At 61.1% G+C, this 13,435-nt stretch carries 9 protein-coding genes; 5 read left to right on the top strand and 4 right to left on the bottom strand.

The features are described 5' to 3' along the window. Window positions 1–227: 227 nt before the first annotated feature. Together ELQ88_RS18165 and ELQ88_RS18160 are read left to right on the top strand one after the other, a co-directional pair. Window positions 228–2,306: an EAL domain-containing protein gene (locus ELQ88_RS18165; protein ID WP_138966784.1), complete on the top strand. Its 2,079-nt coding sequence runs from the start codon at window positions 228–230 to the stop codon at window positions 2,304–2,306. Between the two features lie 171 nt (window positions 2,307–2,477). After that, a complete protein-coding gene (locus tag ELQ88_RS18160; RefSeq protein WP_128870762.1) occupies window positions 2,478–3,224 on the top strand; it encodes an SDR family oxidoreductase in 747 nt (248 codons plus the stop codon). A 197-nt stretch (window positions 3,225–3,421) separates the two neighbouring features. Here ELQ88_RS18160 and mapR read toward each other — a convergent pair whose 3' ends face one another. From mapR to ELQ88_RS18145, 3 genes are all read right to left on the bottom strand, one after another. After that, a complete protein-coding gene (mapR, locus tag ELQ88_RS18155; RefSeq protein ID WP_138966783.1) occupies window positions 3,422–4,831 on the bottom strand; it encodes a GntR family transcriptional regulator MpaR in 1,410 nt (469 codons plus the stop codon). Between the two features lie 97 nt (window positions 4,832–4,928). Further along, entirely contained in the window at window positions 4,929–6,359 is a 1,431-nt protein-coding gene (gene ccoG, locus ELQ88_RS18150) for a cytochrome c oxidase accessory protein CcoG (RefSeq protein ID WP_138966781.1), read from the bottom strand. 195 nt (window positions 6,360–6,554) lie between these two features. Then, entirely contained in the window at window positions 6,555–6,788 is a 234-nt protein-coding gene (locus tag ELQ88_RS18145; protein WP_138966779.1) for a DUF3203 family protein, read from the bottom strand. A 126-nt stretch (window positions 6,789–6,914) separates the two neighbouring features. Between ELQ88_RS18145 and ELQ88_RS18140 the strand changes: the two genes are divergently transcribed. Continuing rightward, on the top strand, window positions 6,915–7,418 hold the full coding sequence (locus ELQ88_RS18140; protein WP_138966777.1) for an MgtC/SapB family protein: 504 nt from the start codon (window positions 6,915–6,917) through the stop codon (window positions 7,416–7,418). A gap of 125 nt (window positions 7,419–7,543) precedes the next feature. On the opposite strand, the gene ELQ88_RS34335 is transcribed toward ELQ88_RS18140, so the two are convergent. Then, on the bottom strand, window positions 7,544–7,708 hold the full coding sequence (locus ELQ88_RS34335) for a hypothetical protein (protein WP_178084700.1): 165 nt from the start codon (window positions 7,706–7,708) through the stop codon (window positions 7,544–7,546). A 217-nt stretch (window positions 7,709–7,925) separates the two neighbouring features. Here ELQ88_RS34335 and ELQ88_RS18135 point away from each other — a divergent pair, with 217 nt between their 5' ends. Both ELQ88_RS18135 and treS read left to right on the top strand, forming a co-directional pair. Next, entirely contained in the window at window positions 7,926–9,920 is a 1,995-nt protein-coding gene (locus ELQ88_RS18135) for an alpha-1,4-glucan--maltose-1-phosphate maltosyltransferase (protein ID WP_138966775.1), read from the top strand. Window positions 9,921–10,091: 171 nt separating this feature from the next. Beyond that, window positions 10,092–13,433: a maltose alpha-D-glucosyltransferase gene (treS, locus tag ELQ88_RS18125; protein ID WP_138966771.1), complete on the top strand. Its 3,342-nt coding sequence runs from the start codon at window positions 10,092–10,094 to the stop codon at window positions 13,431–13,433. Window positions 13,434–13,435: the final 2 nt, after the last annotated feature.

Raw genomic sequence — 13,435 nt, 5'->3', positions numbered from 1 at the left:
TTCGACTGACCCACCGCTTTCGCTGGCAAGCCAGCTCCTACAGTGACCCGTGTTATCCCAAAACAGGGTATCGGCCATGACCCTGTTTTCACTTCAAACAAGCGTTTCATCAACTTGATGGCCTTTTGCTAATTTTGTCAGTGCGTTCTGTTGCGCATTGAGTACAATCGCCGGATTTGCCCCCTCGAGAACGGAAGCAGTACGACGGGGCGGTCGCGAGAAGGCCTATGCTCGGCAGCTATTCCCCCACACTGGTTATCATCTCGCTCTGTGTAGCGATTCTCGCTTCCTATACCGCGCTCGACCTCACCGAACGCATCGCCACGGCCAAAGGTCGCGCCGTGCATTTATGGACCGCGGGCGGCGCCTTTGCCATGGGCATCGGGGTGTGGTCGATGCATTTCATCGGCATGCTCGCGTTCAAACTGCCGATCGACCTCGGTTACGACGTCACCCTGACCTTGCTGTCACTGCTGATCGGGATCCTGTCCAGCGGCTTTGCCTTGTGGCTGGTCAGTCAGCCGCAGTTGCCCGCCTGGCAACTGGCGTTCGGCGCGCTGATCATGGGCGCCGGCATCAGTGCCATGCATTACACCGGCATGGCCGCCATGCTCATGCAGCCGGGCATCGATTACGACCCGACACTGTTCAGCGCATCGCTGCTCATTGCGGTGGGCGCGTCGGGCGCCGCGTTATGGATCGCGTTTCGCCTGCGCCAGCACAGTCCTTATGTGATCCTGATCCGTGGCGGTGCCGCGGTGATCATGGGGCTCGCCATCGTCGGCATGCACTACACCGCCATGGCCGCGGCGCGCTTCGCCGACGGCAGTTTCTGTGGCGCGGCCATCGACGGCTTGAACGGCAAGGGCCTGGACAACCTGGTGCTGATCACCACCCTGGCCATTTTGACCATCGCCTTGCTGACGTCGGTGCTCGATGCGCGCATGGAGGTGCGCACCGCCAGCCTTGCCCACTCGTTGACCGAAGCCAATCGCGAACTGACTCAATTGGCCCTGCATGACACCCTGACCGGCCTGCCGAATCGGGTGTTGCTGGCCGACCGCATCGATCAGGCGATGTCGAAGGTCCAGGAGCAGGGCGGTTGTTTTGCGTTGATGTTCATCGACCTGGACGGGTTCAAACCGGTCAACGATGCCTTCGGTCATCACATGGGCGATCAGTTGCTGCGAGCGGTCGGCCTGCGGTTGCGCGAGGAGTTGCGCAGTCAGGACACCCTGGCGCGGATCGGTGGCGATGAGTTCGTGCTGCTGGTGCAACTGGGCGAGGAGAATGATGTCTTGAACCTGGCGGCCCGCCAGGTCGGATTGATTGCGCGCTCGTTCCAGGTCGCCGAACACGACCTGCAGATCTCCGCCAGTGTCGGTATCGCGGTTTACCCGGGTAACGGCTGCACTGCTGAAGAGCTGCTGATGAACGCCGACGCGGCGATGTATCACGCCAAGGGCACCGGGAAAAACGGCTACAGTTTTTTCGATATATCGATGAACAGCAACGCCCGCAAACAACTGCAACTGCTGCAAGACTTGCGCAACGCCCTGGAGCAGCAGCAATTCAGTCTCCATTACCAGCCCAAGTTCGACGCCGCCAATGGCCATCCGGTCGGCGCCGAAGCGCTGCTGCGCTGGGAGCACCCGACCCAGGGCATGCTGCTGCCGGACAAGTTCATCGATCTGGCGGAGAAAACCGGGTTGATCATTCCGATCGGCGACTGGGTGCTCAATGAAGCGTGCCGGCAGATGCGCGAGTGGTACCTGCTCGGTTACACCGATTGGCGCATCGCGGTGAATCTCTCGGCCTTGCAGTTCTGCCACGTCGGGCTGGTGCAGAGCGTGGCCAAAGCCTTGGCCACGCACCATTTGCCGGCCAACAGCCTGACCCTCGAAATCACCGAGACCACCGCCATGAACGACGCCGATGTCAGCATGACGGTGCTTCAGGAGTTGTCGGAAATGGGCGTCGACCTGTCCATCGATGACTTTGGCACCGGCTATTCGAGCTTGATGTACCTCAAGCGCCTGCCCGCCAATGAGCTGAAGATCGACCGGGGATTCGTCCGCGATCTGGAGCACGACAGCGACGACGCCGCCATCGTTTCCGCCATCGTCGCCCTGGGCCAGGCATTGGGTCTGCGGATCGTCGCCGAAGGCGTGGAAACCGGGGTGCAACAGGACTTCCTGACGAAACTCGGCTGCGACTCGTTGCAAGGCTATCTGCTCGGCCATCCGCTGCCGGCGGCGCGCTTCCTGGCGGATATTGTGCGTGGCGAACAATTGGCAGTCGGTTGATCCACCCCCAAGAGAACAGAGTGCTTTTCTGAAGAGGTTGCTTGTGTGGCTCCCTCGCCACACAAGCATCCTCAGCCAGCCGCAGGGTTTGGAAACACGCCGATGCAAAACCCGGCGATGACGGTTATTCTTTGCTCCGACTGCTTACGCTTGAAACGGGGGAACGCCAGCATGGATAAAGTCATCGTCATCACCGGCGGCAGCCGCGGCATCGGTGCCGCCACCGCCTTGTTGGCCGCCGAACAGGGCTATCGGATCTGCATCAACTATCAGGCCGACGAAGAAGCCGCCCAGACGGTGCTCGAGCAAGTCCGCGCCCTGGGCGCGCAAGCCATCGCGGTTCGCGCCGACGTCAGTATCGAAGACGAGGTGATCGCCCTGTTCCAGCGGGTGGACAGCGAACTGGGCAGGGTCACGGCCCTGGTCAACAACGCAGGCACCGTCGGGCACAAGTCCCGGGTCGAGGAAATGTCGGAATTTCGCATCCTCAAAACCCTCAAGACCAACGTCCTGGCGCCGATCCTCTGCGCCAAGCATGCGCTCCTGCGCATGTCGCCCAGGCACGGCGGGCAGGGCGGCAGTATCGTCAACGTGTCCTCGGTCGCCTCGCGCCTGGGATCACCCAACGAGTACGTGGACTACGCGGCGTCGAAAGGCGCGCTGGACAGCTTCACCATCGGCCTGTCGAAGGAAGTGGCGGGCGAAGGTATTCGTGTCAACGCCGTGCGACCGGGGTTCATCTATACCGACTTTCATGCGCTGAGCGGCGATCCGGACCGGGTCAGCAAGCTGGAATCGGCGATCCCCATGGCGCGGGGCGGGCGGCCGGATGAAGTGGCGGAGGCGATTGTCTGGTTGTTGTCGGATAAGGCGTCGTATGCGACGGGGACTTTCGTTGATCTGGGTGGTGGCCGGTAACAGCTGAAGATCAAAAGATCGCAGCCTTCGGCAGCTCACAGGGGAACGCAAAACTCTGTAGGAGCTGGCTTGCCAGCGAAGGCGGTGGATCAGTCGATACCTTTATCGCATGAACGGACGCTTTCGCTGGCAAGCCAGCTCCTACAGGGGTTTTGCGTCCACCTGTAGGAGCTGCCGAAGGCTGCGATCTTTTGCTTTTAAAAGGACCTGACAATCCTGCCCAACGTCTCCATCGCCTGCTCCGCAGCCTCATCCCACGGGCTGCCATAATTCAACCGGATACAATTCCTGAAACGTTGGGTCGGTGAAAAGATCGGTCCCGGCGCAATGCTGATCCCCTGCGCCAAGGCCATCTGAAACAACTTCAACGAATCCATCTGCGCCGGCAACTCCAGCCACAAAAAGTACCCGCCCGCCGGCTGGCTGACCCGTGTCTGCGCCGGGAAATAGCGAGCGATGGCCGCCAGCATCGCGCTCTGCTGCTCTTCCAGTGCGTAACGCAATTTGCGCAAATGCCGGTCGTAACCGCCATGCTGCAGGTAGTCGGCAATGGCCGCCTGGGCCGGCATCGAGGCGCAGAGCGAGGTCATGAGTTTCAGCCGTTCGATCTTTTGCGCAAAACGCCCGGCAGCGACCCAGCCGATGCGGTAGCCGGGGGCCAGGCTCTTGGCGAATGAACCGCAGTGCATCACCAGCCCCTCGGTGTCGAAGGCCTTGGCCGGTTTCGGCGCCTGTTGACCGTAATAGAGCTCGGCATAGACGTCGTCTTCGATCAGCGGCACCTGATGGCTGCGCAACAACTCCACCAGTTCGCGTTTTTTGGCTTCGGGCATGGTCGCGCCCATGGGGTTCTGAAAACTGGTCATGCACCAGCAAGCCTTGATCGGGTGGCGCTCCAGGGTTTGCGCGAGCACGCCAAGGTCGATGCCGTCGCGCGGGTGCACGGGGATTTCCACGGCTTTGAGCTTCAAGCGTTCCAGCACTTGCAGGCAGGCGTAGAACGCTGGCGCTTCAATGGCCACCAGGTCGCCAGGTTCGGTGACGGCTTGCAGGCACAGGTTCAGGGCTTCCAGCGCGCCGTTGGTGATCAGCAGCTCTTCGATGGGCAGCATCAGCCCGCCGACCATGTAGCGCAGGGCGATTTGTCGACGCAGTTGCGGGTTGCCCGGCGACATGTCGGTGACCACCATGCGCGGGTCCATGTCCCGGGCGGCACTGGCCAGGGAGCGCGACAGCCGTTGCAACGGGAACAGGGCAGGGCTGGGGAAGGCCGAGCCGAAGGGCACGGTGTTCGGGTCCTTGATCGAGTCGAGGACCGAGAACACCAGTTCGCTGACGTCGACTTCGGTGGATTCGTTGACCTGACTGCTGATCACCGGCTCGGAAAACGGGCTCGGTGCATGGGCGTTGACGAAGTAGCCGGAACGCGGCCGGGCGCGGATCAACCCGCGGCGCTCGAGCAGGTAATAGGCCTGGAACACCGTGGACGGGCTGACGCCGTAGGTCTGGCTGGCGTAGCGCACCGAAGGCACACGCTGGCCGGGGCCGAGAACGCCGGAGCGGATCAGTTCAGCGATGTCATCGGCGAATTTTTCGTAGCGTTTCATCGGGTGCCTGGATGGGTGTCATTCAGAAATATCGAGGTGATTTGTTCGCGGGCAAGCCTCGCTCCTACAGCGAATGGCAGCATCGCAGTCTAAGGGATCAACGGTTCATCGGCGCAACAAACCGGCTCTTGGCCACGCTATAAATATCGGGCTCGTCACGATCGACAATCTTGAAGCTGATGCTCTGCGACCCGCTGCTCGGCCGTTCGCTCATCATCGCCACCGACACCGGCACATCGACTATCTCGCCAGGCGCCAGGCTCAGCTCGGTCTTGCCCTGGAGCTGGAAGCCGTCGCCATCGACCAGGGTCACCCGGTAGTCCTGCCGTTGCTGGGTCTTGTTGATGACCTTCAGGCTATAGATGTTTTCAATCTGGCCCTGACTGTTCTCGCGAAACAGGCCGCGGTCCTTGCTCACGTCCAGCGAGACCATCGGCCGTTCCACCAGCGCCAGGGCGAGGGCGCCGATCATCACCAGCAGCACCGCGGTATAACCGATCAGCCGTGGCCGCAGCAGCCGGGTCTTGCCACCCTGCAACTCATGCTCCGAGGTATAGCTGATCAGCCCACGGGCATAGCCCATCTTTTCCATGATCGAATCGCAGGCGTCGATGCACGCGGCGCAACCGATGCACTCCATCTGTAAACCGTCGCGGATGTCGATGCCGGTGGGGCAGACCTGCACGCAGAGCTGGCAGTCGATGCAATCGCCGAGTCCGACTGTAGCCGGTACCACCTCGCGTTTGCGCGGGCCCCGGTGTTCGCCACGGGCGACGTCATAGGAAATGGTCAGGGTGTCTTTGTCGAACATCACGCTCTGGAACCGGGCATACGGGCACATGTGCATGCACACCGCCTCGCGCAGCCAGCCGGCGTTGATGTAAGTGGCACCGGTGAAAAACACCACCCAGAACAGGCTGACGCCGCCCATTTGCAAAGTCAGCAATTCTTCGGCCAGCGGCCGGATTGGCGTGAAGTAACCGACAAAGGTCAGGCCGGTCAACAGGCTGATGGCCAGCCACAGGGTGTGCTTGATCGAGCGCCGGATCAGTTTGTTCAGGCCCCAGGGCGCGGCTTGCAGCTTGATGCGCTGGTTGCGTTCGCCCTCGGTGATCTTCTCGCACCACATGAAGATCCAGGTCCAGGAGCTCTGGGGGCAGGTGTAGCCGCACCAGACCCGCCCGGCGAACACGGTGATTGCAAACAAGCCGAAAGCGGCGATGATCAGCAACGCCGAGAGCAGGATGAAATCCTGCGGCCAGAAGGTCGCGCCAAAGATGTGGAATTTGCTTTCGGACAAGTCCCAGAGCACCGCCTGGCGGCCGCCCCAGTTCAACCACACGGTGCCGAAGAACAGCAGGAACAGAAACCCGGCGCCGCTCATGCGCAGTGTACGGAACAGGCCGGTGAAACTGCGGGTGTGGATCAGGTTATCGCTGGACTTGGCCTTCATCTGTGGACGCGAAGACTCGAAGCTTTGTACGGGCGGGACACTTTCCAGGGTTCGGACGGGGATTCTATCGCTCATGGTCTGTCGCTCATCAGCCTCCATCAGGCGTGAGCACTATGCGCGGCGATCTGTTTGCATAACAGACTCAGCTATTGCAATAAAAAGCGGATCAGATGGCCTGGAACCCACTGGCTGCGACAACTTGAAGCATCCAGTACAGCGCGATGCCGACGCCTGCATCAGGCGCCGGGAGGCGTTGTCGAGGTGATTCGGTCAAATCACCGAATCACTGTCGGTGGCCTTCAAATGCCGGCGACCGTCCACGGCACCTGCTACGGTCAATGCATCGGCTTCCGTTTCGGTGATGTAGATGTGCTGACCATTGATGTCCACCGCCGACATGGCCTTTTCAGGGTCAGTAATGATGGTGACGTCGGGACACAGACGAATTTCTTCGCCGTTCTCGGTGGTAAAGAAGCAGGTCTGGTTTTCGATGCGTACCGTCATGGGAGGAGTCCTTTATTCGGCGGGTTCTAAACTGTTAGGACGTAATTGACAGACATCGTTCTGTGCAACCGATTAATGGTCGCGCGGTCCACCCCCTATCGAGCCATTCATTACAAGGATTGCACCATGAACGCCTGGTGGCATGAGGTTTGGGTGACCCTGCAAGAGGAGTTCGCCGACATCACGGATGCGTCACAGCTGACCCGCATCACCGTGCGCTTGTTGACGGCTGCGGTGCTGGGCGGGATTCTCGGTTTCGAACGCGAGCAGAAGGGCAAGGCCGCCGGGGTGCGCACCCACATGCTGGTGGCGCTGGGGGCGGCGCTGTTTGTGCTGGTGCCGCAAATGTCCGGCTCCCAGGCCGACGCCATGAGCCGGGTCGTGCAGGGCGTGATCGCCGGGATCGGCTTTCTTGGCGCCGGAACCATCCTGAAAAACCAGGAGGGCGATGAAGGCCACGTCAAAGGCCTGACCACCGCCGCCGGCTTGTGGATGACCGCGGCCATCGGCGTTTCAGCCGGGTTGGGGCGCGAGGCGACAGCGGTGCTCAGTACGTTGCTGGCGCTGCTGATCCTGGGGGTGATGCCCAAGATCGTGAAGATCTTCGAGAAGGACAACGATCGTCTGTAGGAGCTGGCTTGTGTAGGAGCTGGCTTGCCAGCGAAGGCGTCCTCAAGTGCGTCGCATGATCTGACGGCCCCTTCGCTGGCAAGCCAGCTCCTACCTTGGATCTTCATCGGTCAGGGAGATTGTGTTCAGGGTTTGACGATCACCGGCGGCATCGTCTCCGGCGGATCTTCCCGCGGTGGCGGGGTGGTGCCCGGCGGCTCCTGCTCAGGCACCGGTTCCGGTTCGGTCGGTGGAATCGTTGGACTGTCAATGTTCGGATCGGGTGTTTTAGCGGGGACGGGAATAACCATCGTTGAAGCCTCCTTGTGGCACATGGCGTAAGACGTGCTTAAGTGGATTGACCACCGCACAAAGGAATTGATTCCCGCGAAGACTCAAGCAAATCCCCGTGAACTTTACCCGCGCCCGTCGCTCGGAACCTAAGTGAGTTCATTCCGGGGCCGACGGCCTTGCGCGAATGGCGACCAAGCACAAGAGCGTCCATGGGGCGTAAAGGAGAGATGCTCGATGACTGCTGAAAAACCGACAGAGCTCAACTACAACCCGCATATGCCGCTGTCGCAGGCTTTGCTGCTGCCGCGCATCGCGATCGAAAACACCATGCCGACCCTCGATGGCGGGCAGTTTGCCGTCAAAGCCGTGGCGGGGCAGGACGTGGTGGTGACCAGCAAGGTGTTCGCCGATGGCCACGATCAACTGGCCGTAAGGGTGCGCTGGCGTGCCGATGGCGACGAGACCTGGCAAACCGAGGTCATGACCAGCCTGGGCAATAATGGCTGGCGGGGCCAGTTCCATGTGGTGGAGCAGGGCCGTTACGTCTTTTGTATCCAGGCCTGGATCGATCAGTTTGCCAGCTTCCGCTACGAGCTGGAGAAGAAGCACCTGGCGGGCGTGCCCATCAGCCTCGAGTTGCAGGAAGGCCGCAACCAGGTCCAGCAAGCGGCGGAGCGTGCGGAAGGCCAGTTGAGCGAGGACCTGGCGGCGCTGCACCATGAATTGTCCGGGCTGCTCGAAACCGAGCAGGTCGCGCTGTTCATGCACCAGCGCAGTGCCGAGTTGATGGCCCAGGCCGATCACCGCGCCTATTTGAGTCTCAGCCCCGAATATCCGCTGGACGTCGAGCGCGGATTGGCGCAGTTCGCCAGTTGGTATGAATTGTTTCCACGCTCGATCACCGATGACCCGGCCCGCCACGGCACCTTTAACGATGTGCACTCGCGGCTGCCGATGATCCAGGACATGGGCTTCGACGTGCTGTATTTCCCGCCGATCCACCCGATCGGTCGCAGTTACCGCAAAGGCCCCAACAACTCCCTCACCGCCGGGCCGAACGATCCCGGTAGCCCCTATGCCATTGGCAGCGAAGAGGGCGGGCACGAGGCTATTCACTCGGAGCTGGGCACGCGCGAAGACTTCCGCCGCCTGGTCGCTGCTGCCGCTGACCACGGGTTGGAAATCGCCCTCGATTTCGCCATCCAGTGTTCCCAGGACCATCCGTGGCTCAAACAGCACCCGGGCTGGTTCAACTGGCGGCCGGACGGCACGATCAAGTATGCCGAAAACCCGCCGAAGAAATACCAGGACATTGTCAACGTCGACTTCTATGCCACCGATGCGATTCCCAGTCTCTGGGTTGAGTTGCGCGACATCGTGGTCGGTTGGGTCGAGGAGGGCGTGAAGATCTTTCGCGTCGACAACCCGCACACCAAGCCGCTGCCGTTCTGGCAATGGCTGATCGCCGATGTGCGCGCGTTGCACCCGGAAGTGATGTTCCTCGCCGAAGCCTTTACCACCCCGGCGATGATGGCGCGGCTGGGCAAGGTCGGTTACACCCAGAGCTACACCTACTTCACCTGGCGTAACACCAAGGCCGAGCTGGCGACCTATCTCACCGAACTGAACGAGTCGCCGTGGCGCGAGTGCTATCGGCCGAACTTCTTCGTCAATACGCCCGATATCAACCCGGCGTTCCTGCATGAAAGCGGGCGTGCCGGGTTTCTGATTCGCGCGGCACTGGCGACCATGGGCTCCGGCCTGTGGGGCATGTATTCAGGGTTCGAACTCTGTGAAGCGGCCCCCGTGCCGGGCAAGGAGGAATACCTCAACTCCGAGAAGTATGAAATCCGCCCGCGGGACTTCACCGCACCGGGCAATATCATTGCCGAAATCGCCCAGCTCAACCGGATTCGCCGGCAGAACCCGGCCCTGCAGACGCACCTGGGGCTGAAGGTCTACAACGCCTGGAACGACAACATCCTGTATTTCGGCAAGCGCAGTGCCGACGGCAGCAATTTCATTCTGGTGGCGGTGAGCCTGGATCCGCATAACGTCCAGGAAGCGAATTTCGAATTACCGTTGTGGGAAATGGGATTACCCGACGACGCCAGCAGCCAGGGCGAGGACCTGATGAGCGGGCATCGCTGGACGTGGCACGGCAAGGACCAGTTCATGCGAATCGATCCGGCGCATCTGCCGTTCGGGATCTGGCGCTTCACCGTATAAAGACATGCGCTTCAAATGTGGGAGCGGGCTTGCTCGCGAAGGCGGTGGGTCAGGCAGCATCAATGCCGACTGACACTCCCTCTTCGCGAGCAAGCCCGCTCCCACAGGACAGCGGTGTCATTGGGTTTGCACTCGGCTCCGCAGTAAATTTGAATTCAACAGGAGTTTCAAATGGCGAAGAAACCCAAGGCAGCCACCTTTATCAAGGATCCGCTCTGGTACAAGGATGCAGTGATCTACCAGGTTCACGTCAAATCGTTTTTCGACTCCAACAATGACGGGATCGGCGACTTTCCCGGTCTTATCGCCAAACTCGATTACATTGCCGACCTCGGCGTCAATACCGTCTGGCTGTTGCCCTTCTACCCCTCGCCACGGCGCGACGACGGCTACGACATCGCCGAATACCGTGGCGTGCATTCCGATTACGGCACCATGGCCGATGCCAAGCGTTTCATTTCCGAGGCCCACAAACGAGGCCTGCGGGTGATTACCGAGCTGGTCATCAACCATACCTCGGATCAGCACGCCTGGTTCCAGCGCGCACGCAAGGCCAAGAAAGGTTCGGCGGCGCGGGATTTCTACGTCTGGTCCGATGACGATCACAAATACGACGGCACCCGCATCATCTTTCTCGACACCGAGAAGTCCAACTGGACCTGGGATCCGGTGGCCGGCCAGTATTTCTGGCACCGCTTCTATTCGCACCAGCCGGACCTTAACTTCGACAACCCGCAAGTCATGAAAGCCGTGCTGTCGGTCATGCGCTACTGGCTGGACATGGGTATCGATGGCTTGCGCCTGGATGCGATTCCGTACCTGATCGAACGTGACGGCACCAACAACGAAAACCTGCCCGAGACCCACGACGTCCTCAAGCAGATCCGTGCCGAAATCGACGCCAACTACCCGGACCGCATGCTCCTGGCCGAGGCCAACCAATGGCCGGAAGATACCCAGCTGTACTTTGGCGACACCGACGCCAAAGGCCTGAATGGCGATGAGTGCCACATGGCGTTCCACTTCCCGCTGATGCCGCGCATGTACATGGCGCTGGCCCAGGAAGACCGTTTCCCGATCACCGACATCCTGCGCCAGACCCCGGAAATTCCGGCCAACTGTCAGTGGGCGATTTTCCTGCGCAACCATGATGAGCTGACGCTGGAAATGGTCACCGACAAGGAGCGTGACTACCTGTGGAATTACTACGCGGCCGACCGTCGGGCGCGGATCAACCTGGGCATCCGCCGCCGCCTGGCGCCGTTGATGGAGCGCGACCGCCGCCGCGTGGAGCTGCTCAACAGCCTGCTGCTGTCGATGCCCGGCACGCCGACCCTGTATTACGGCGATGAAATCGGCATGGGCGACAACATCTACCTCGGCGACCGCGACGGTGTGCGCACTCCGATGCAATGGTCGATCGACCGTAACGGCGGTTTCTCCCGCGCCGACCCGGCGAGCCTGGTGCTGCCACCGATCATGGACCCGCAATATGGCTACCTGTCGGTCAACGTCGAAACCCAGGCCGGCGACCCGCACTCGCTGTTGAACTGGACGCGGCGCATGCTCGCCGTGCGCAAGCAGTCCAAGGCCTTCGGGCGCGGCACCCTGAAAATGCTCTCGCCGAGCAACCGCCGGATCCTCGCGTATACCCGTGAATACAGCGGGCCGGACGGCAAGTACGAAATCATCCTGTGCGTCGCCAACGTCTCGCGCAGTGCGCAGGCGGCGGAACTGGACCTGTCCGCCTACGCCGGCATGGTGCCGGTGGAGATGCTGGGCGGTAACGCCTTCCCGCCGATCGGCCAGTTGAATTTCCTGCTGACCCTGGCGCCTTACGGTTTTTACTGGTTTGGACTCGCAGCGGAGAATCAAATGCCCAGTTGGCACGTAGAACCGGCGCAAAGCCTTCCGGACTTCACGACGCTGGTATTGAAGAAACGCATGGAAGAACTGCTCGAAGCGCCATCACGCGCCACGATGGAGCAGGGCATCTTGCCCAACTGGTTGCAAAACCGCCGCTGGTTCGCGGGCAAGGACGCGGCCATCGACAAGGTCCACCTGGCCTATGGCGTGCGCTTCGGCGATGCGCAGCATCCGGTGCTGCTCAGTGAAATCGAAGTCACCAGCGGCGGCCAGACCAGCCGTTACCAATTGCCGTTCGGCTTCATTGTCGATGATCAGGTCGGCCCCGCCTTGCCGCAGCAACTGGCACTGTCGCGGGTGCGACGCGGGCCGCAGGTCGGCTTGATCACCGATGCGTTCGCCCTGGAAAACTTCATCCGCACGGTGGTGCAGGGCATGCAGCACAACACCCTGTTGCCGTCGGATGGCGGCGAGATCCGTTTCGAAGCCACCGACGAACTGGACAAGCTGGGGCTCACGGCTGAGCCGGAAGTGCGTTACCTGTCCGCCGAACAGTCCAACAGTTCGGTGGTGGTCGGCAGCAGCATGGTGCTCAAGCTGATCCGTAAAGTCGCCTCGGGTGTGCACCCGGAACTGGAAATGAGCGCGTACCTGACCGAAGCCGGTTTCGCCAATATTTCGCCGCTGCTGGGCTCGGTGATTCGCCGCGATGCGGCGGGCGAGGACAATCTGTTGATGATCGCCCAGGGTTACCTGAGCAATCAGGGGGATGCCTGGGAATGGACGCAGAACAACCTGGAACGGGCGTTGCGTGATGAATTGGCCGACGCCATGTCCGAGCAGGAACAGCACTACAACGCCCTCGGCGAGCTGAAGGATTTCGCCGGCATGCTCGGCCAGCGCCTGGGGGAAATGCACCAGGTGCTGGCGGCACCGACCGACAACCCGGACTTCGCGCCGCACGTCACCACGCAGAAGGAGGCACTGGCCTCGGCCAAGGATGTGGCGGCACAGCTGGAAAACGCCCTGAAATTGCTCAAGCAGCATCAAAGCGAACTGAACCCGGCGGACAAAACCCTGGTCAGTCGTTTACTGGACAACAAAAAAGCCGTGCTCAGCCACGTCCAGGAGTTGGGCAAAAAGGCCGCCGGCGGCCTGCGGATCCGGGTCCACGGCGACTTGCACCTCGGTCAGGTCCTGGTGATCAAGGGCGATGCGTACCTGATCGACTTCGAAGGCGAGCCGGCGCGGCCGCTGCACGAGCGTCGGGGCAAACACAGTCCTTATAAAGATGTGAGTGGCGTGTTGCGTTCCTTCGACTACGCCGCGGCGATGACGATCAACGTGCACAACGTCGACAACACCGACCTGGCCCAAGCCGCTCGCCAGCGCGTCGCCGAACGCTATTTAAATGAAGCACGACAAGCATTTATCGACGCTTATCGGCTGGCTGCAGCTAGTCTTGCTCATGCGTGGCAAGATCCGGAAGGCGAGGACGCCGCGCTGGCGTTGTTCGGTCTGGAGAAGGCGGCTTATGAGGTGGCGTACGAGGCTGAAAATCGCCCCACATGGTTGCCCGTGCCACTGCACGGTTTATATGGGCTATTGAGTGGGCTTAAACCCTTTTCCGATTTTGATGGAGAGTAGTC

The sequence above is a fragment of the Pseudomonas sp. MPC6 genome (assembly GCF_006094435.1).
Classification (GTDB): domain Bacteria; phylum Pseudomonadota; class Gammaproteobacteria; order Pseudomonadales; family Pseudomonadaceae; genus Aquipseudomonas.
The sequence above is the reverse complement of the archived record's forward strand: the minus strand, read 5'-3'. Positions and strand labels throughout refer to the sequence as shown.